This window comes from Nocardioides sp. HB32, assembly GCF_054058995.1.
The window spans coordinates 2,855,001-2,874,307 of the sequence record NZ_JBSSBS010000001.1 but is presented as its reverse complement, the minus strand read 5'-3'; the positions used below and the strand labels follow the sequence as shown (position 1 = coordinate 2,874,307).

Annotated in this window: 16 protein-coding genes and 2 rRNA genes (1 of these 18 only partly in view); 2 read left to right on the top strand and 16 right to left on the bottom strand. The window is 71.6% G+C overall.

Annotated features, from left to right (window positions below; translation table 11 throughout):
- Positions 1-158 precede the first annotated feature (158 nt).
- Entirely contained in the window at positions 159-467 is a 309-nt protein-coding gene (locus ACVW2K_RS14425; protein WP_457202964.1) for a GNAT family N-acetyltransferase, read from the bottom strand.
- Positions 468-607: 140 nt separating this feature from the next.
- Between ACVW2K_RS14425 and ACVW2K_RS14420 the strand changes: the two genes are divergently transcribed.
- A complete protein-coding gene (locus ACVW2K_RS14420) occupies positions 608-1,858 on the top strand; it encodes a glycosyl hydrolase (RefSeq protein ID WP_457202963.1) in 1,251 nt (416 codons plus the stop codon).
- 95 nt (positions 1,859-1,953) lie between these two features.
- On the opposite strand, the gene ACVW2K_RS14415 is transcribed toward ACVW2K_RS14420, so the two are convergent.
- The 12 genes from ACVW2K_RS14415 to ACVW2K_RS14360 form a co-directional block, all read right to left on the bottom strand.
- Positions 1,954-4,464, bottom strand: coding sequence for a DEAD/DEAH box helicase (locus ACVW2K_RS14415; protein WP_457202962.1), 2,511 nt, complete (start codon positions 4,462-4,464; stop codon positions 1,954-1,956).
- A 98-nt stretch (positions 4,465-4,562) separates the two neighbouring features.
- Positions 4,563-5,501 carry a site-specific tyrosine recombinase XerD gene (gene xerD / locus ACVW2K_RS14410; protein ID WP_457202961.1) on the bottom strand — a complete coding sequence of 313 codons (939 nt, stop codon included), beginning with the start codon at positions 5,499-5,501 and terminating at the stop codon, positions 4,563-4,565.
- 10 nt (positions 5,502-5,511) lie between these two features.
- Positions 5,512-6,636, bottom strand: coding sequence for an alanine dehydrogenase (ald, locus tag ACVW2K_RS14405; RefSeq protein ID WP_457202960.1), 1,125 nt, complete (start codon positions 6,634-6,636; stop codon positions 5,512-5,514).
- Positions 6,633-7,265 (bottom strand): NUDIX domain-containing protein, encoded by a 633-nt coding sequence (locus ACVW2K_RS14400; RefSeq protein ID WP_051549389.1) that lies wholly within the window; start codon positions 7,263-7,265, stop codon positions 6,633-6,635. Before ACVW2K_RS14400 ends, ald begins: the two co-directional genes overlap by 4 nt.
- A gap of 4 nt (positions 7,266-7,269) precedes the next feature.
- On the bottom strand, positions 7,270-8,973 hold the full coding sequence (locus tag ACVW2K_RS14395; protein ID WP_028638456.1) for a CTP synthase: 1,704 nt from the start codon (positions 8,971-8,973) through the stop codon (positions 7,270-7,272).
- A gap of 11 nt (positions 8,974-8,984) precedes the next feature.
- Positions 8,985-9,851: a copper transporter gene (locus ACVW2K_RS14390; protein ID WP_457202959.1), complete on the bottom strand. Its 867-nt coding sequence runs from the start codon at positions 9,849-9,851 to the stop codon at positions 8,985-8,987.
- The gene (gene steA / locus ACVW2K_RS14385) at positions 9,848-11,011 is read right to left on the bottom strand and encodes a putative cytokinetic ring protein SteA (protein WP_457202958.1); all 1,164 of its coding nucleotides are present in this window, start codon (positions 11,009-11,011) and stop codon (positions 9,848-9,850) included. Before steA ends, ACVW2K_RS14390 begins: the two co-directional genes overlap by 4 nt.
- Before the next feature lie 58 nt (positions 11,012-11,069).
- Positions 11,070-12,755, bottom strand: a complete 1,686-nt coding sequence (gene recN, locus ACVW2K_RS14380; RefSeq protein WP_457202957.1) for a DNA repair protein RecN — start codon at positions 12,753-12,755, stop codon at positions 11,070-11,072.
- On the bottom strand, positions 12,748-13,686 hold the full coding sequence (locus ACVW2K_RS14375; protein ID WP_457202956.1) for an NAD kinase: 939 nt from the start codon (positions 13,684-13,686) through the stop codon (positions 12,748-12,750). Before ACVW2K_RS14375 ends, recN begins: the two co-directional genes overlap by 8 nt.
- On the bottom strand, positions 13,683-14,522 hold the full coding sequence (locus tag ACVW2K_RS14370; RefSeq protein ID WP_457202955.1) for a TlyA family RNA methyltransferase: 840 nt from the start codon (positions 14,520-14,522) through the stop codon (positions 13,683-13,685). The genes ACVW2K_RS14375 and ACVW2K_RS14370 overlap by 4 nt, the downstream gene beginning before the upstream one ends.
- 1 nt (position 14,523) lies before the next feature.
- Positions 14,524-14,724 (bottom strand): hypothetical protein, encoded by a 201-nt coding sequence (locus ACVW2K_RS14365; RefSeq protein ID WP_028638461.1) that lies wholly within the window; start codon positions 14,722-14,724, stop codon positions 14,524-14,526.
- A 9-nt stretch (positions 14,725-14,733) separates the two neighbouring features.
- Positions 14,734-15,684, bottom strand: coding sequence for an HAD-IIA family hydrolase (locus ACVW2K_RS14360; protein ID WP_081790571.1), 951 nt, complete (start codon positions 15,682-15,684; stop codon positions 14,734-14,736).
- A gap of 95 nt (positions 15,685-15,779) precedes the next feature.
- Here ACVW2K_RS14360 and ACVW2K_RS14355 point away from each other — a divergent pair, with 95 nt between their 5' ends.
- Positions 15,780-16,904 carry a DUF1015 family protein gene (locus ACVW2K_RS14355; RefSeq protein ID WP_457202954.1) on the top strand — a complete coding sequence of 375 codons (1,125 nt, stop codon included), beginning with the start codon at positions 15,780-15,782 and terminating at the stop codon, positions 16,902-16,904.
- Here ACVW2K_RS14355 and ACVW2K_RS14350 read toward each other — a convergent pair.
- The 3 genes from ACVW2K_RS14350 to ACVW2K_RS14340 form a co-directional block, all read right to left on the bottom strand.
- Positions 16,879-17,205, bottom strand: coding sequence for a single-stranded DNA-binding protein (locus ACVW2K_RS14350; RefSeq protein ID WP_028638464.1), 327 nt, complete (start codon positions 17,203-17,205; stop codon positions 16,879-16,881). The two genes, ACVW2K_RS14355 and ACVW2K_RS14350, sit on opposite strands and share 26 nt — an antisense overlap.
- A 259-nt stretch (positions 17,206-17,464) precedes the next feature.
- Positions 17,465-17,581, bottom strand: a 5S ribosomal RNA gene (gene rrf / locus ACVW2K_RS14345).
- Between the two features lie 109 nt (positions 17,582-17,690).
- A 23S ribosomal RNA gene (locus ACVW2K_RS14340) occupies positions 17,691-19,307 on the bottom strand (it continues 1,534 nt past the right edge of the window).

Sequence of the window (19,307 nt, the reverse complement as noted above, 5' to 3'; positions counted from 1 at the left end):
GTCGACTCGCGGGCGACTCTAGGTGCGCCCCCCGACAGCGACAAGCCGAAGCGGGAAACCCCCAGCCCGATGGCGAAATCTGTTGATGGACTGTGCACTGCGCCGCCTGCAGTTGCACAGGCCACCCCCTGCCTGTGCACAGCCCTGTGGAGGACGGATCAGTCCGTCGCGGTGCTCCGGGGCACGGCGTGGACGAGGTCCTGGTAGTCCGGGTGCTTCTCGATCCAGCCCTTGATGAAGGGACACAGCGGCAGCACCTGCTTGCCGGTCCCGCGCACGTCGTCGAGACCGAACCGGGCGATCGCCGACCCGACGCCCCGGCCCTCGAACCGGTCGTCGACCTCGGTGTGGGTGAAGACCACCAGCCGGTCGGTGAGCTGGTACTCGGCGAACCCGGCCAGCTCGCCGTCGATGTGGGCCTCGTACCGGCCGGCCTGCGGATTCTTCGAAGTCGCGACGTCGCTCATGTCCTCGACCCTAGACTCCGGGTGTGCGACCACGGGGGGCCGTGACGGTCTTGCTGGCGGGGTTGCTCACGGGGGGATTGATCGCGTCCGGGGCCACCCCTGCGTCCGCGCGCCCGGAACGGGGCGGCCCGACGGTCAGCGTGCGCCTCGCTCCCCCGGTCGTCACCGTCGGCGAGCCGGCCGCGGTGGTGGCCCGGCTGACCACCTCCCAGCGGGGTCGCCCGCTGACGGTCGAGACCTACACCGACGGCGGCTGGGTGCCGCTCACCGACGGCACGTCCGACGCGGCCGGCCGCGCCGTCGTACCGCTGGACACCACGGCCGCGGGCACCCGGCGGCTGCGGGTGGTGGCCGAGTCGTGGAACGGCACGCCGGCCACGACCTCCAGCCCGGTGACGCTGAAGGTCTACGCGCCCTCGACGTGCACGCCGAGGCCGGCGCTCGCCGACCCGGGCGCCGGCCTCGCGGCGCGCTGCCTGGCCGCGCGGCTGGACCGCTGGCGCGGCGCCGGCCTGATGGGTGTCGGGCAGCAGCTCAACATGTCGAGCCAGCTGTACGCCGACCCGCTGACGGCGCTGGGCGGCCGGCGGGTCTCCGTCGTCGGCTTCGACCTGTGGGAGCTCGGCAAGACGAGGACCTACGAGTTCCCGTTCTTCGACCAGGCGTTCTCGGACCTGGTCGCCTGCGCTCAGGGCGGGGCGGTACTGACCGCGTCCTGGCACGCGCCGAACCCGCACACCGGCGGGGACTACCACGACCGGTCCTGGCACGACCTCGGCGCCCTGCTCCGGCCCTCGTCGCCGGAGGCGCAGACCTTCTGGGCCGGCTTCGACGAGCAGCTCGGCGTGCTCGCCGCGCTCCAGGACCAGGGCGTGGCCGTCGTCTTCCGGCCGTTCCACGAGGCGAACGGCGACTGGTTCTGGTGGGGACGGCCTAGCGCCACGGTCTTCAAGCAGGTGTACCGGGCGATGCAGCAGCGCGCCTGGGCCGCCGGCGTGCACAACGTGCTGTGGGCCTACTCGTTCGCCGCGGCGGACCGGACCGGCATCACCGCGCCTGAGAGGCTGGTCCCGGCCGCCGTGGACGTGGCCGGCATCGACTCCTACTACCCCTCGACCGGCTCGCACCGCGCCCAGGCGCCCTCGATGAACGGGTACGCCGCCGTGGCGAAGCGGGTGCCCCGGATGGCGATCACCGAGATCGGCCCGGCCGCGGACACCTCCCGCTCGTGGAAGGCGTCCACCGTCACCGCGACCGCGAAGGCGCAGGCCCGCAAGCCGCTGTGGGCACTGCTCTGGGTCGACGACGGGACCGGCGCCAAGCAGATCTCCTCCCTCAACGGCGGCCTGTCCTGGCTGGACTCCTGCCCCTTCGGCTACTGCCTCCTCTGACGACTGTCTGCTCGGCTGCGCCGAGACCGTCGAGTGACGCGAACTGGCTGGAAAATCGCCGTTCTGACAGCCAGTTCACGTCACTCGACGGGAGATCAGCCGCCCAGCCGCCGCATCGCGGTCGCCCGGAGCACCAGCTCACCGGCCTCGTCGGAGGCATCCAGGTCGGCCTCGGCCTCGATCACCCAGTCGTGGTGGCCCTCGGGGTCGTGGACGGTCTGGGTGACCTGCCAGGTGCGCCCGGTCTCGGCCACGGCCAGCAGGTCGGGGCCGCGGGCATCGGCGTCCAGCAGCACCCGGTCGTGCTCGGCGTAGTACTCCTCGATCGCCTCGTCCCAGGCCGACCGGGTCATCACGACCTCGCCCGGGGGGTCGGTGCGGTCCGCGGCGGCGCGCTCCATCGCCATCAGGCCGTCCAGGTCGTCGCGGGCGACCAGCTCGACCCGGCGGAACATCGCGTTGCGGATCATCACCGCGAACGCACGCGCCTGCTTCGAGATCGGCCGCGGCGACGGCGGCGGCTCGTGGTGAGCCACGTCCGACCGCACGTGTGAGGGGTCCGCCAGCGCCTCCCACTCGTCGAGCAGCGAGGAGTCGGTCTGCCGCACCGTCTCCCCCAGCCACTCGACCAGGTCCTCCAGCTCCGGCGTCCGGTGCTGGTCCGGGACGGTCTGCCGCAGCGTGCGGTACGCGTCGGTCAGATAGCGCAGCACCAGCCCCTCGGAGCGGGCCAGCTGGTAGCGCCCGACGAAGTCGGTGAACGACATCCCCTGCTCGTACATCTCCCGCACGACCGACTTCGGCTGCAGCGCGTCCTCGGGGAGCCACGGGTGGCGCTGCCGGTAGATCTCGTACGTCGCCTCGAGCAGCTCCGCGAGCGGCCGTGGCCACGTCACCTCCTCGAGGAGCGCCATCCGCTCGTCGTACTCGATGCCGTCCGCCTTCATCTCGGCCACCGCCTCACCCCGAGCGGCGAACTGCTGCTGCATCAGGACCTGCCGCGGCCCCTCCAGCACCGCCTCGATCACCGACACGATGTCGAGCGTGTGCTCCACCGCCTCGGGATCCAGCACGTCGAGAGCGGCGAGCGCGAAGTGCGCGAGCGGCTGGTTGAGCGCGAAGTCCACGGGCAGGTCGACCGTGAGCACGTAGCGGCGGCCGAGCGCGTCCGGCTCGTCCAGTCGCGTGAGTACGCCGGAGTGCACGAGCGACCGCGCCAGCCGGAGGGCGCGGCGCGCCAGCCGCCGCTGCTGGCGCGGGTCCTCGTGGTTGTCGGTGAGCAGCCGCCGCAGCACCGGGAACGCGTCCTCGTCCCGGGCCAGGACGTTGATCAGCATCGCGTTGTCGACCTTCATCCGCGAGACGAGCGGCTCCGGCTCCCCCGCCACGAGCTTGTCGAAGGTCTGCTCGGTCCAGACGACGGTGCCCTCCGGGGGCTTCCGCAGCTGCACCTTCGAGTTCTTCCTGCCCGCGGCCTGCCGCTCGGCGACCTTGGCCTTGGCCTTCTCGTTCTCGATGACGTGCTCGGGCGCCTGCACCACGACGTACCCGGCGGTGTCGAAGCCGGCTCGGCCCGCGCGGCCGGCGATCTGCAGGAACTCGCGGGTCCGCAGGATCCGCTGCCGGCTGCCGTCGAACTTCGTCAGGCCCGTGAAGAGCACGGTGCGGATCGGCACGTTGATGCCGACGCCGAGGGTGTCGGTGCCGCAGATGACGCCCAGCAGGCCGGCCTGCGCGAGCTGCTCCACGAGTCGGCGGTAGCGCGGCAGCATCCCCGCGTGGTGGACGCCGATCCCCCGTCGCAGCAGCTTCGAGAGCGTCTTGCCGAACCCGGCCCCGAACCGGACCTGATCCAGTCGGTCACCGAGGTCGGGCTTCGGCACCCAGCCGGCCTTGAGCAGCGTCGTGGCGTGCTCGACGGCGTCCTTCTGGGTGAAGTGCACGACGTAGACCGGACCCTGGCCGGTCGTGACCAGCTCCTCCAGGGTCTCCGCGAGCGGCGTCATCACCCAGGAGAACGTCAGCGGCACCGGGCGTACGGCGTCCGCGACGACGGTCGTCTCCCGCCCGTTGCGCCGGGTCAGGTCCGCGGCCAGGTCGGTGACGTCGCCGAGGGTCGCCGACATCAGCAGGAACTGCGCCTGCGGCAGCTCCAGCAGCGGCACCTGCCAGGCCCAGCCCCGGTCCGGCTCGGCGTAGAAGTGGAACTCGTCCATCACCACGAGGCCGACGTCGGCGGACGATCCCTCGCGGAGCGCGATGTTGGCGAGCACCTCCGCGGTGCAGCAGATGATCGGCGCGTCGGGGTTCACCGAGGCGTCGCCGGTGAGCATGCCGACGTCGGCGGCGCCGAACTCCTCGACCAGCGCGAAGAACTTCTCGCTGACGAGCGCCTTGATCGGCGCCGTGTAGAAGGACACGCGGTCCTCGGCCAGCGCGGCCCGGTGGGCGGCCTCGGCTACCAGCGACTTGCCGGACCCGGTCGGCGTCGCGAGCACCACGTTGTCCCCGGACAGGAGGGAGAGGATCGCCTCCTCCTGGTGCGGGTACAGCGTCAGCCCGCGGTTCGCAGCGGCCGCGGTGATGACTTCCAGCAGATCGCTCACGTCGACATCTTTCCCCTTGCACTCGCCAAGCCGTGGTTGCTCGATCGCATCATCTCGGCCACGTAGCGAGGCAGCGCGAGGCCTACGCGATCAAGACACTAGTCGCGGGCCCTCGGGTGGGCAGTGGCGAACACTTCCCGCAGGTTGTCCACGGTCACCAGCGTGTAGACCTGCGTGGTCGTGACCGACGCGTGGCCGAGCAGCTCCTGGACGACGCGGACGTCGGCGCCGCCGTCGAGCAGGTGCGTGGCGAACGAGTGTCGCAGGGTGTGCGGCGAGACGTCCTTGGTCACCCCGGCCCGCTCGGCAGCCTTGACCAGCACCGCCCACGCCGACTGGCGCGACAGCCGGCCGCCGCGCGCGTTGAGGAACAGCGCCGGCGTGCCTTTCCCGGCGGCCACCAGCTCGGGACGCCCGCGGACCAGGTAGCTGCCCACGGCCTCGCGGGCGTACGACCCGACCGGCACCAGCCGCTCCTTGCCACCCTTGCCGCGCAGCAGCACGGTGCCGACCACCTCCCCCGCGTCCGGGAGGTCCAGGTCGTCGACGTCCAGACCGACGGCCTCGGAGATCCGGGCACCCGTGCCGTACAGCACCTCCAGCAGCGCCCGGTCCCGCAGCGCCAGGGTGGTCGCCGGCGATCCGGCCGCCTCCAGGATGGCCTCGACGTCGGCCAGCGGCAGCGCCTTCGGCAGCCGCTTCGCCGGGGCGGGCGGCTTGACGCCGCTCGCCGGGTCGACGGTCGCGAGGCCGTCGGCGACCGCGAACCTGTGGAAGCCGCGCACCGCCACCACCGTGCGAGCGGCGGAGGTGGAGCTCAGCGCCGGATGACCCTGGTCGCCCTCACGGAGACGCATCAAGAAGCCCGACACCGTCGCCTCGCTGATGCCGGCCAGGTCCTCGATGCCGACCTCGGCGAGGTACTCCTGGTACCGCCGCAGGTCCCGGCGGTACGACGTCAGCGTGTTCGCCGCGAGGCCGCGCTCCACCGAGAGGTGGTCGAGGTAGGTCCGGACGGCGCGCTGGACGTCGTTCATGCCGCGACGTTCAGCTGAGCACCTCGTCGAGGGAGACGGCGTCGATGCCGACCGCCTCGCCCACGGGGCCGTTCGTGAGCCGCCCGTCGTAGGTGTTCAGGCCGAGGGCCAGCGAGTGGTTGTCGCGGCACGCCTGCTGCCAGCCCCTGTCGGCCAGCGCCACGGCGTACGGCATCGTCGCGTTCGTGAGCGCGTAGGTGGAGGTGTTCGGGACCGCGCCCGGCATGTTCGCCACGCAGTAGAACGTCGAGTTGTGCACCTGGTACGTCGGGTCGTCGTGCGTGGTGGCGTGACTGTCCTCGAAGCAGCCGCCCTGGTCGATCGCGATGTCGACGAGCACCGAGCCGGGCTTCATCCGCGAGACCAGGTCGTTGGAGACCAGCTTCGGCGCCGCCGCGCCCGGGATCAGCACCGCGCCGATCACCATGTCCGCCTCCATCACCTGCTGCTCGATGGCCAGCTTCGACGACGCCAGGCCGTGGACCCGGTTGTTGTAGCGCCAGAACGACATCCGCAGCTTGTCCAGGTCGGTGTCCAGCAGCGTGACGTCCGCGCCCATGCCGAGCGCGATGTTCGCGGCGTTCTGCCCGGAGACGCCGGCGCCGATGATGACGACCTTGGCGTTCGCGACACCGCCCACACCGCCCATCAGCACGCCGCGGCCGCCCTGGGCCTTCATCAGGTTGTAGGCGCCCACCTGGGGTGCGAGGCAGCCGGCGACCTCGGACATCGGGTACAGCAGCGGCAGCCCGCCCGAGGGCAGCTGCACGGTCTCGTAGGCGATGCCGGTGACCTTGCGCCGCATCAGCTCCTCGGTCAGCGGCTTGTCCGCGGCCAGGTGCAGGTAGGTGAAGAGCGTCAGCCCCTCCCGCATCCGCGGGTACTCCTCGGCGACCGGCTCCTTGACCTTGAGCACCATGTCGACGTTCCCGTCGGTGCCCCAGGCCTCCTCGGCGGTGCCGACGATCGTCGCGCCGGCCGCGACGTACTCCTCGTCGGTGATCTGGGAGCCCAGACCGGCGCCCTGCTGGATGAGGACCTCGTGCCCGTGCGCGATGAGCTCGTGCACGCCGATCGGCGTGATCGCCACCCGGTACTCGTGGTTCTTGACTTCCTTGGGGACGCCGACCTTCACGAATCCTGCTCCTTCTGGTGATCTGGGCCACTCCGTCGGGGCACCGGCGCGAGCCTACTCCCGGCGAGGAGGACGGCGAGCGCGAGGTGGGCGTCGCGCAGGCGCCCCCCGGCGACGGCGTCGTGGAGGTCCGCGAACGGGATCCACGCGAGCTCCATCTCGGCCTCCTCGTGCTCCGGCTGGAAGTCGCCGCGACCCACCTCGGTGAGGTCCCGGGCCAGGAAGTAGTGCGACATCTCCGCCGTGATCCCCGGCGAGGAGTACGCCGAGGTCAGGTGCGTCCAGGACCGGGCCTCGAGCCCGGCCTCCTCGGCCAGCTCGCGCCGGGCGACGTCGAGCGGTTCCTCACCGTCGACGTCCAGCAGCCCCGCCGGCAGCTGGACGAGCGTCTCCCGGACGGCGTGCCGGTACTGCCACAGGCACAGCGCCCGGTCCTGCGCGTCGAGCGCCAGCACGATCGCAGCGCCCGGGTGCTCCACGACCAGCCGGGAGAACGGCTCTTCGTCGGGGTGCCCAGGGCGGCGGATCAGGTCGTTGCGGAGCCGGACGACCCAGCCGCCCCCGTCGTACTCGAGGCGGCTCTCGGCCACCGGCCACTGCCCGGGGACGTCGGCGAGCTCGGGAGGCACCGGATCAGTCGTCCTCGGGCTCGCGACGCAGCCCGGTCTCGTCGATCGGGAACCGCAGCTCCTTCTGCCGCTCGATCGCGGCGCCGACCAGGCCCTTGAACAGCGGGTGCGGCCGGGTGGGGCGGGAGCGCAGCTCGGGGTGGGCCTGGGTCGCGACGTAGTACGGGTGCACGTCGCGGGGCAGCTCCACGAACTCGACCAGGTGGTTGTCCGGGGACGTGCCGGAGAAGACCAGTCCGGCGTCCTCCAGCTGGTCGCGGTAGGTGTTGTTGACCTCGTACCGGTGCCGGTGGCGCTCGTCGATCTGCGCCTCGCCGTACACCTGACGTGCGATCGAGCCCTCCTTGAGAGAGGCCGGGTACAGGCCGAGGCGCATGGTGCCGCCCAGGTCACCGGCGCCCTCGACGAACGCGACCTGCTCGGCCATGGTCGCGATCACCGGCTCGGGGGTGTCCGGGTCGAACTCGGTCGAGCCGGCCTTCTCCAGGCCCAGCACGGACCGGGAGTACTCGATGACCATGCACTGCAGGCCCAGGCACAGGCCGAGGGTCGGGATGCCGTGGGTCCGGGCGTAGGTCAGCGCCCCGAGCTTGCCCTCGATGCCGCGGACGCCGAAGCCGCCGGGCACGCAGATCGCGTCGACGTCGTGGAGGTTCTTCGCGGCTCCGGCCTCGGTCTGGCACTCGTCGGAGGCGACCCAGCGCAGGTTCACCTTGGCCTCGTGCGCGAAGCCGCCGGCACGCAGCGCCTCGGCCACCGACAGGTAGGCGTCTGGCAGGTCGACGTACTTGCCGACCAGCGCGACGGTGACCTCCTCCTTCGGGTGGTGCACCCGGCGCAGCAGGTCGTCCCACACCGTCCAGTCGACGTCGCGGAACGGCAGGTCGAGCCGGCGTACGACGTAGGCGTCGAGTCCCTCGCGGTGCAGCACCTTGGGGATGTCGTAGATCGAGGGCGCGTCCGCGGCCGTGACGACGGCGTCCTGGTCGACGTCGCACATGAGCGAGATCTTCTTCTTGATCGACGGCGGCAGCTCGCGGTCCGCACGGCAGACGACCGCGTCGGGCTGGATGCCGACCTGGCGCAGCGCGGCGACGGAGTGCTGGGTGGGCTTGGTCTTCAGCTCGCCCGACGGGCCGATGTAGGGCACCAGCGAGACGTGCAGGAAGAAGCAGTTGTCTCGGCCGATCTCGTGCCGGGTCTGGCGCGCGGCCTCGAGGAACGGCAGCGACTCGATGTCGCCGACGGTGCCGCCGATCTCGGTGATCACGACGTCGACGCGCTGCCCGTCCGGACCGGTCCCGCCCATCGCCAGGATCCGGTCCTTGATCTCGTTCGTGATGTGCGGGATCACCTGGACGGTGTCGCCGAGGTAGTCGCCGCGGCGCTCCTTGGCGATCACGCTCGAGTAGACCTGCCCGGTCGTCACGTTCGCGATCTGGCCGAGGTCGGTGTCCAGGAACCGCTCGTAGTGCCCGATGTCGAGGTCGGTCTCGGCGCCGTCGTTCGTCACGAACACCTCGCCGTGCTGGAACGGGTTCATCGTCCCGGGGTCGACGTTGAGGTAGGGGTCGAGCTTCTGCATCGTCACGCGTAGTCCGCGCGCCTTGAGCAGGCTGCCGAGGCTGGACGCCGTCAGGCCCTTCCCGAGCGAGGAGGCGACGCCTCCGGTCACGAACACGTGCTTGGTGGGCGTCCCGTTGATCACGGAACTCCATGCTACGTGAGAGGGACGGCTCCGTCCGACCCCGACGCACCGAAGGATCCACCTTGGACCGTGAAAGAACGGATCAGGGCCAGGGTGGCGGTCACCCGGCCGAGCGGTGTGTCCACCCCGTCGACGGTTGCGGCCTGCGCCGCGGACGGCTCCCCGCGCAGCCCGGCCAGGTCGCCGGAGCCGGTGGCGGACGTGGTGTCGCCCGCGACCACGACGCCCGTGGCCTTGTCGGCGAGGCCGCTCACGAGGCCGGCCAGGATCGCCGGGTCGGTCGACCGGCCGAGGACCACGAGGACGGCCGGCGCCCGGGGCGCGCCCTGGGGCGAGGTCAGCACGTCGGCGCCGTCCAGGCTCTGCCGCACCGACGCAGCGTCCGAGCCGGGCAGCTCGTCGCCGGACACGGCGAGACCGACCAGCTGGCCGATCCGGACGTACGTCGAGGCGTCCTGGCTGACCGCACCGGACCCGAGCTGCTGCGCGAGCTGGCTGCCGAGCGTGTCCACGAGCGACTTCTCCGAGGGGTCGGTGAGCGTCGGGTGCGCGTCGTACGTGCCGGCGACGGTGCCGCCCGCGGACTGGACCTCGGCGCCGAGCGCGCTGACCGTGTCCGCATCGGCCCCCGGCAGCACCAGGATCGAGACCGCCTTGCCGTCCAGGCCATTCGCGTAGAGCCTGCCGGCCGCAGCGCTGGCGAACGTGTCGCCGTACGACGCGGTCTGCCGCACCTCGTCCTGCTGGCGCGTGGTGGCCGCGGCCGGCTGGTCGTCGCGGCCGAGGTCGCTGAGCGGGCCGCCGCCGAGGACCACGCCGACGGCGAGCGCGAGGAAGACGGCGACGAGGGAGACGACGTGCTGGCGGAACGAGATCACGGGACGAGTCCTTGCAGTGTGTCGAGCCAGTCCTGGCCGACGGGGGTCACGGACAGGGCGGCCGCGAGCGCGACCAGACCGGCGAGCAGCACCAGCAGCAGGTGCCACGGGCGCACGCGGCCGGAGTACAGGTGCGGCACCGCGGCGGCGTCGACCAGGCGTGGGCCCACCTTGAGCCGGGTCAGGTAGGTGCTGGCCAGGCCCGCGCGCTGGCGGTCCAGGAAGTCCTCGAGCGTCGCGTGCATGCCGACGCCGACGATGACCGCCGCCTCGGCGGCGTCCGCGAGGATCAGGGCCGCGTCCTCGGGGATCGCGCCCGACTCGAACCGGAGCGCGCGTACACCGAGGCGCTCGAGCGACTCGACCTGCGTCCTGCCGCCGCCGCGCTCGGTGCGCAGCACGACGTCACGGGCCGATTTCAGGGTCTTCGCGCTCGGCTGCTCGGCGTCGTCGGCGTGCGCGTCCAGCACCACGACGTCCGGGGTGAACCCGGCCGCGCGCAGCGTCTCGGCTCCCCCGCCGACGCCGACCAGCACCGGGTCCTGCTCGCGCAGGAACGGGCGGATCGCGGACAGCTCGCGCTCGTGGTCGTGGCCACGCACGACCACGACGACCGGTCGCCCGGCGATCCGGGTGCGGAGTCGCGGGACGCCGCGCCCGTGCAGCAGCAGGTCCTCCTCGCGCCGCAGGAACTCCGTGGTGTTGTGCGTGAACGTCTCCAGCTGCGTCGCCAGCCCACTGCGCGCCGCATCCAGCTCGGCCGCGACAGTGGCACCGTCGAGCGCCCGCCCGCTGCAGAGCAGCACGTCGTCGGCGTACACCGACCCCTCGTGCAGCCGGACCGCCCGGCCGTCGCGGATCGCCGCGAGCCCCTCGGTGCCGACCCCGTCGACGACGAGCACGCCGGCGTCGACCAGCACCTGGGGTCCGAGGTTCGGGTAGCGGCCGGAGATCATCGGCGTGGCGTTCACGACCGCGGCGACCCGGGCGTCGACCAGTGCCTGCGCGGTCGCCCGGTCCAAGTCCACGTGCTCGAGGACGGCGATGTCGCCGGGACGGAGCCGGGGCACCAGGGCGCGGGTCCTCCGGTCCACGCGGGCGGTGCCGACGAGGCCGGGCAGGCCGACCGTGGAGCGTTGGCGAACGGGGTTCCTCAGCACTGACCCCATGCTGCCAAAGCAGACGGCCCGATCGGCGGACCGCGGGATGCCGGGCGCGTCAGCGCTCGGAGTGGGCCACGTCGAGCAGCTCGCGGGCGTGTGCCAGCGCGGTGTCGGAGTCGGCCAGTCCGGCCAGCATCCGGGACAGCTCGCGCTCGCGCTGCTCGTCGTCGAGGACGGTGAGGCCGGAGCTGGTGACGGTGCCGTCCGACGACTTCTCCACCACGACGTGCCGGTCGGCGTACGCCGCGACCTGCGGCAGGTGGGTCACGACCAGCACCTGGGCGCTCCGGGCCAGCTGCGCGAGCCGGCGGCCGACCTCGACCGCGGCCGCGCCGCCCACGCCCGCGTCGACCTCGTCGAAGACGAACGTCGGCACCGGGCTGGTGCCGGCGAGCGCGACCTCGAGGGCCAGCATCACGCGGGAGAGCTCGCCGCCCGACGCGCCCTTGGCCAGGGGCCGGGGCTCGGAGCCGGTGTTGGCGGCCAGCATCAGCTCGACCTCGTCCGCGCCGGACGCCGTGAACCGCTCCTTCGGGCGGACCTCCACGGTCAGCCGGGCGTGCGGCATCGCCAGCAGGGCCAGCTCTGCGGTGACCTCCTCGGCCAGCCGGCCCGCGGCCACGCCGCGCGCTGCGGTCAGTGCGGAGGCGGCGGCGTCCCGGTCGCGGCGCAGCACCTCCTGCTCGGCACGCAGCACCTCGATCCGCTCGTCGGTGCCGTCGAGCTCGAGCAGCCGCGTCGCCGACCGCTCGGCCCAGGCGAGCACCTCGTCGATGCTCTCGCCGTACTTCCGGGTGAGCGCGGTCAGCGCCGCGCGTCGCTCGGAGACGGCCGCCAGGCGGGTCGGGTCGGTGTCGATGCGAGTGGCGTAGGACGCGACGTCGGCCGCCAGGTCGGATAGCAGGTAGGTGATCTCCGCCAGCCGGTCGGCGAGCTCGCCCGCCTCGGCGTCGTGCTCGCGCACGCCGTCAAGCAGCGTGCGGGCCGCAGACGTCGCCGCCAGTGCGTCCGGGTCGCCCTGCTCGCTGGAGAGCGCCTCCCGGGCCTGCTCGGCCGCCGTGCGCAGCGTGTCGGCGAATCCGAGCCGTGACTCCTCGGCGGCGAGCGCGGCGTCCTCGCCCGGCTCCGGGGCCACCGCCTCGACCTCGCCGAGCCCGAACCGCAGCAGGTCGGCCTCCTGGGCCCGCTCCCGGGCGCGGGCGACGACGTCGGCGAGCTCCCGCTCGACGGCGTCGTGGCGGCGGTACAGGTCGGCGTACGTCGCGAGCAGCGTCGCCAGCTCGGTCCCGCCGAACCGGTCCAGCGCCTCGCGCTGGGCGCGCGCCCGGAGCAGCCGGTGCTGGTCGGACTGGCCGTGCACGGCCACGAGCGGCTCGCTGACCGCGGCCAGCGAGGACACGGGCACGGCGGCGCCGCCGACGAAGGCACGCGAGCGCCCCTCGGCGGAGACGTTCCGGGCCAGCACGACGCGGTCGTCCTCGACCTCGCCGCCGGCCTCCTCCACGGACGCCGCGAACTCCCGCAGCGCGCCCACGCGCACGACGCCCTCGACCCGGGCGTTCTTCGCCCCGGTGCGCACCGCGCCACTGTCCGCGCGTCCCCCGAGCAGCAGGCCGAGCGCGGTCACGATCATGGTCTTGCCGGCGCCGGTCTCGCCGGTGATCACGGTCAGGCCCGGACCGAGCTCCAGTGTCGAGGAGTCGATCACGCCCAGCTGGCCGATCCGGATCTCCTCAAGCACCGCTGTCCCTCCGCCGCCGCTCGGACGAGCCGCGCCAGCCCTCGACCGGAAGTCCGAACTTGGCCACCAGCCGGTCCGTGAACGGCGCCTCGTGGAGGCGCACCAGCCGGACCGGAGTGGTACCGCGACGGACCTCGATCCGGGCGCCCGGCGGCAGGTCGAACGAGCGTCGGCCGTCGGCCCACAGCACACCGAAGCCGTCGGTGCGGGCGAGCACCTCCACCGCGAGCACGGACGCCGGCGCCACCACGAGGGGGCGGGCGAACAGCGCGTGCGCGCTGATCGGGACCAGCAGCAGCGCCTCGACCCCGGGCCAGACGATCGGGCCGCCCGCGCTGAAGTTGTACGCGGTCGAGCCGGTCGGGGTCGCACAGACCACGCCGTCACAGCCCCACCGCGACAGCGGCCGGCCGTCGATCTCGACCACGACCTCGAGCATCCGCTCCCGCGCGGCCTTCTCGACGCTGGCCTCGTTGAGCGCCCAGGTCCGGGCGACGACCTCGCCCTCGCGGTGCATGGTGACGTCCAGGGTGAGCCGGTCCTCGATCGAGTACCGGCGGTCGACGATGGCCTCGATCGTCGACTCCATGTCTTCGTACTCCGCCTCGGCCAGGAAGCCCACGTGGCCGAGGTTCACACCGAGCACCGGCGTGCCCGAGCCGCGGCTCAGCTCCGCCGCCCGCAGGATCGTGCCGTCACCGCCGATGACGACCACGAGCTCGCAGTCGTTGCTGGCGGCCTCCTCGGGGACGATCTCGAAGCTCCCGTCCGGCTCCTCGAACCCGAGGTCCAGCGCCTCGCCGGTGAGCAGGCGGACCAGCACGCCGTTGGCGCTCAGCGCCTTCGCGAACGCACGGGCCACCTCGCGTGCGTCGTCGCGCCCGGTGTGGGCGACCAGCAGCACGCGACGGGTCGGCTCCGTGCTCGTCACGGGTCCACCTTCTCACCCGCCGCCCCCACCGGTGCGGCGGCGCGCACCGTGGTGTGGATGGCCTCCTCGTCCAGGGTCGCCGGGCCGCGACGCAGCCACAGGAAGAACTCCACGTTCCCCGACGGGCCCGGGAGAGGGCTGGTGGCCAGCTGGTGCGCGCCCCAGCCCCGGGACGCCGCGGCGGCGGCGACGTGGGCGACCGCCTCGGCCCGCAGTGCCGGGTCGCGCACGACGCCGCCCTTGCCGACCCGGTCCTTGCCGACCTCGAACTGGGGCTTGACCATCAGCGCGAGGTCGCCGTCCGGCGCGGTCACGCGGAGGAGGGCGTCCAGGACCAGCTCGAGGGAGATGAACGAGAGGTCGCCGACCACCACGTCGACGGGACCATCGGTGATCCGAGTCGTCAGCTCGCGGACGTTGACCCGGTCGCGCACCAGCACGCGCTCGTCGGACTGCAGCTTCCAGGCGAGCTGGCCGTAGCCCACGTCCACCGCGACCACCTGGGCGGCCCCGTGTCGCAGCAGCACGTCGGTGAAGCCGCCGGTCGAGGCGCCGGCGTCGAGGCAGCGGCGACCCTCGACAACGAAGCCCTCCGGCTCGAAGACCGCGAGCGCGCCCGCGAGCTTGTGGCCGCCGCGGGAGACGTACTCCGGGCGGTCGGGGTCGGTCGTGACCACGACTGCGGCGTCGGTCGTCACCCCCGTCGCAGGCTTGGTCGCGACGGCGCCGGCCACGGTCACCCGACGCTGCGCGATCAGCTCGCTCGCGTGCTCCCGCGACCGGGCCAGGCCGCGGCGGACCAGCTCGGCATCCAGGCGCAGCCGTCGCGGTGGCACGTCAGGCCGGGTGGTCGCCGGTGTCGTCGGTCGCGTCGAGCGCCCGGCGCAGCTGCTCGTGGGCGGTCTCGAAGACGCCCACGTGCTCCTCGATCGGGCGCTCCTCGAGCTCCTCGACGGCGACGATCACCTCGTCCACGCCGGAGACCCCCGTGCGCACGGCCTCCGGATCCGACGGCACCGTCTCGGGCTCCTCAGTCATGCTCCGAGGCTATCGCGCGGGCACCTCGAGGGCGGACACGTGCACCGGTTCGCCGCTCCGGTCCAGGTGGTCCCACGCCGTCTCGGCGACGACGCGCCACCAGTCCGCCGGATCGCCCGCGCCGGAGACGGCCAGGCTCCGGCCGTCGGTCGCGGCCCGCCAGCCCCCCAGCTCGAACCCGTCGCCGGCGGCCGCCGGTGCCCGGTGCGCAGCCAGGAGCCCGGCCAGGTCCGGTGCCAGGTACGTCGGACGCTGATCCGCCGGCGCCACCACGAGCTCGGCGAGCCCGGTGACCCCGGTCAGCACCAGCAGCGAGTCGAGACCTGCGTGCCGAGCGCCCTCGATGTCGGTGTCGAGCCGGTCGCCGACCATCAGCGGGCGCTCGCCGCCGACCCGGCGCACGGTCTCGTCGAGCAGTGGTCGAGCCGGCTTGCCCGCCACCTCGGGGTCGACCCCGGTGAACCGACGCAGCATCTCCACCTGCACGCCGTGTCCGGGCGCGACCCCGAACGCCGCCGGGAACGTGTGGTCGGTGTTGCTCGCCACCCAGGGCAGGCCGTCCCGGATCCGCACCGCGGCGCGCATGATCGCCGACCACCGCACGTCGGGCCCGTAGCCGGTGGTGATCGCGACCGCGTCGTCGTCGGCGCCCACGGGGACCAGGCCCTCGGCCTCGAGCGCCTCCCGCAGTCCGTCCGCCCCCAGGCACACGATCCGGGCACCGGCGCCGAACCGCTCCGCCACCAGGCGGGCAGCGGCCTGCGCCGAGGTGACGACGTCCTCGGTCCTCGCGTCCACCCCGAGGTCGCGCAGGTGCTCGGCGACGGTGGCCGGGGGCCGCGAGGCGTTGTTGGTGATGAACGCCAGCCGCAGGCCCTCCGCACGCGCCTGGGCGAGGTGCCCGGGGGCGCCCGGCACCGCGTCGCCACCGACGTAGACGACGCCGTCGAGGTCGAGCATCGCGAGATCGTAGGCTCGGCACAGGGCCTGCGCTGACGAGCCGAGCACGCGTGCCTCCTCGGGATGCGGATGTGCCCGCACCCTACGATGCTCCGATGGACGCCGGCTCCCTGGTCCCCCCGCCGCACGTGGCGCGGCCGCTGCGGCTCCTCCCCTTCCGGGGGCTGACCCTCGCCCCGTCGCGCATCGGAGCGCCGTCCTCGGTCCGGGCCTTCACGCGGCCCTACCAGGACGTCGCCGAGCGCCTCCAGCGGTGGGAGCGGCGGGACCAGCTCAGCCGTGACGACCACCCCGCCGTCTACCTGCACGAGTTCACCACCGGTGGGGTCACCGTGCGCGGCCTCGTCGGTGCGCTGGACATCTCGCACCGAGCGGCCGGGCGAGGCGACGTCGCGGTGTTCCCCCACGAGGGCGTGCACCCGGCGCAGGTCGAGGAGCTCGCCGCGCGGATGACCGAGATGCAGACGAACCCGGCGCCGATCCTGCTGGTGCACCGCGGCCCGGCCGCGGTCCGGGACCTGATGGACGCCACCCAGGCGGGCCCGACGCTGCGTGAGTTCACCGACCGGGGCGGCCAGCACCACCGGGTCTGGGCGATCCGCGACCCGGCCGACCTCGCCCCGCTCGAGGGCTGGCTCTCCCCCACCCAGGCACTGATCGCCGACGGGCACCACCGGTACGCCGCCTATCTCCAGATGCAGCACGACGACCCCCGTCCCGCGACCGACGCAGGTCTGGCGATGCTCGTCGACCAGGACGACACCCCGTTGTTCCTCGGCCCCATCCACCGGGTGCTCGGTCACGTCACGCTCGGCTGCCTGCGCGCCGCGGTGGAGCAGGTGGGCGCGACGTTCGGGGAGGTCGACGCCGAATCCGCGGTCGCCGCCCTCGCCCCGGACACGATGGCCGCCACCGACGGGCGGGCGTGGGCGACCGTGCGGCTGGAGCTGCCGCCGGGACGCGTGGCGGTCGAGGTCCTGCACGAGCGGGTGCTGCCCGCGCTGGCGCCGCAGCCGACCCGCGTCGGGTACCACCACGCGGTGGACGAGGCGCTGGCCAGCGTCGCCAAGCGCCCCGGCCTCGCCGTCTTGATGCCCGCACCGGAGTTCGCCCAGGTGCTCGCCACCAGCTCGGCCGACCGCCTGCTGCCCGAGAAGGCCACGTCGTTCCAGCCCAAGCCCAGCGTCGGCGTGCTCATCCGCTCGCTGCGCGACGAATGACGCGGCCCGACGCCATCTCGACCTCGACCCTGGACGCCGCCGCGCCACCGGCCCGGAAGAACCGCCGGTGCAGCGCGCCGACCACCTCGACGACGTCGCCGGCCGACCAGCCGCTCACCGACCGCCGGGCCCGGGCGGACCACGCCGCGCACTCGATCGCGTCGACGCTCTGACGCGACCTGCCGGCGGGGACGGTCCGGGGCACCACGACCCGGAACGTCCAGACGGTGTCGCCGCTGGGCAGCTCCCGCTCCTCGGGATCCTGGGAGACCCGGCCGACCAGCCGGACCTCGTTGCTCATGGCGGCCTCGGTCGCGGCTCTGCTCTTCGGCTCGGTCCTCGAGCCTGACTTCGGTGCGGACATCGCACATCACCTCCGCGAAGAACACTCCGCGGGAGGACGGACAACCGCGGCCGGGGCGGAGCCGCGCTGTGCAGAGCCCGGTTTTCATCCGCACTGTGGATCGAAGGTGGGCCGGACGTCGCTGGGAGGTCGGCCGAACATGCCCCGAAATGCCGAGCAGGGCCACCCTTATCGGGTGGCCCTGCTGGGAAAGAATGTCCGGCGGCGTCCTACTCTCCCACAACCTCTCGGTTGCAGTACCATCGGCGCTGAAAGGCTTAACTTCCGGGTTCGGGATGGGACCGGGTGTTTCCCTTTCGCCATGGCCGCCGTAACTCTTGCGACCGGTGTCGTGGTGTCTGCACACGACATCGACCAAGTATTCAGTTGATCAATCAGATCTCTAGTGGACGCGAGGCTTTGTAGGTTCAATTGAGGGTTTGTAAGACAAGCCCTCGGCCTATTAGTACCGGTCGGCTGGGCATTGCTGCTGTACACCTCCGGCCTATCAACCCAGTGTTCTGCTGGGGGCCTTACCCCCTCGAGGGGGTGGGAAACCTCATCTTGAAACGTGCTTCCCGCTTAGATGCATTCAGCGGTTATCACTTCCGAACGTAGCTAACCAGCCGTGCCCCTGGCGGGACAACTGGCACACCAGAGGTTCGTCCATCCCGGTCCTCTCGTACTAGGGACAGCCTTTCTCAAGTTTCCTGCGCGCGCGGCGGATAGGGACCGAACTGTCTCACGACGTTCTAAACCCAGCTCGCGTGCCGCTTTAATGGGCGAACAGCCCAACCCTTGGGACCTACTCCAGCCCCAGGATGCGACGAGCCGACATCGAGGTGCCAAACCATCCCGTCGATATGGACTCTTGGGGAAGATCAGCCTGTTATCCCCGGGGTACCTTTTATCCGTTGAGCGACGTCGCTTCCACATGCCGACGCCGGATCACTAGTTCCGACTTTCGTCCCTGCTCGACATGTCTGTCTCACAGTCAAGCTCCCTTGTGCACTTACACTCAACACCTGATTGCCAACCAGGCTGAGGGAACCCTTTGAGCGCCTCCGTTACATTTTAGGAGGCAACCGCCCCAGTTAAACTACCCATCAGGCACTGTCCCTGAACCAGATCATGGTCCTAGGTTAGACATCTAGTACGACCAGAGTGGTATTTCAACGTTGACTCCACACTCACTGGCGTGAATGCTTCACAGTCTCCCACCTATCCTACACAAGCCGAACCAAACACCAATACCAAACTATAGTAAAGGTCCCGGGGTCTTTCCGTCCTGCCGCGCGTAACGAGCATCTTTACTCGTAGTGCAATTTCGCCGAGTCCACGGTTGAGACAGCGCCCAAGTCGTTACTCCATTCGTGCAGGTCGGAACTTACCCGACAAGGAATTTCGCTACCTTAGGATGGTTATAGTTACCACCGCCGTTTACTGGGGCTTAAGTTCTCCGCTTCGATACCCGAAGGTATCTGACAGGTCCCCTTAACCTTCCAGCACCGGGCAGGAGTCAGTCCGTATACATCGTCTTACAACTTCGCACGGACCTGTGTTTTTAGTAAACAGTCGCTTGGGCCTGGTCTCTGCGGCCATCACCGCTTCGCAGAGCTAGTCTGCTCACGGATCCGGCCCCCCTTCTCCCGAAGTTACGGGGGCATTTTGCCGAGTTCCTTAACCATGGTTCGCTCGATCGCCTTGGTATTCTCTACCTGATCACCTGAGTCGGTTTGGGGTACGGGCGGCGCGTAGCTCGCTAGAGGTTTTTCTCGACAGCATAGGATCACCCACTTCACCCATACGGGCTCGGCATCACATCTCAGGGTCGTGATCGAACACAGCAGCCCGGATTTGCCTGGACTGCCCCCTACCTGCTTACCCGTGGACAACCATCGCCACGGTTGGGCTACCTTCCTGCGTCACCCCATCGCTTGACTACTACCAGATCGGGTCCCACGCTCCGCCCACCGGCCTCGCCCCGAAGGGTCCGGTCCGATGAGTTTCGGGTGGTTAGCATCACCGGGTTCGTCATGGGCGCTACTTTGCCGGTACGG

What these genes read in the sequence shown, in the direction of transcription:
- ACVW2K_RS14425 (WP_457202964.1), bottom strand. Translation starts at nt 467, where the DNA reads ATGAGCGACGTCGCGACTTCGAAGAATCCGCAGGCCGGCCGGTACGAG.
- xerD (WP_457202961.1), bottom strand. Translation starts at nt 5,501, where the DNA reads ATGAACGACGTCCAGCGCGCCGTCCGGACCTACCTCGACCACCTCTCG.
- ACVW2K_RS14365 (WP_028638461.1), bottom strand. Translation starts at nt 14,724, where the DNA reads ATGACTGAGGAGCCCGAGACGGTGCCGTCGGATCCGGAGGCCGTGCGC.
- ACVW2K_RS14360 (WP_081790571.1), bottom strand. Translation starts at nt 15,684, where the DNA reads ATGCTCGACCTCGACGGCGTCGTCTACGTCGGTGGCGACGCGGTGCCG.
- ACVW2K_RS14355 (WP_457202954.1), top strand. Translation starts at nt 15,780, where the DNA reads ATGGACGCCGGCTCCCTGGTCCCCCCGCCGCACGTGGCGCGGCCGCTG.
- ACVW2K_RS14350 (WP_028638464.1), bottom strand. Translation starts at nt 17,205, where the DNA reads ATGAGCAACGAGGTCCGGCTGGTCGGCCGGGTCTCCCAGGATCCCGAG.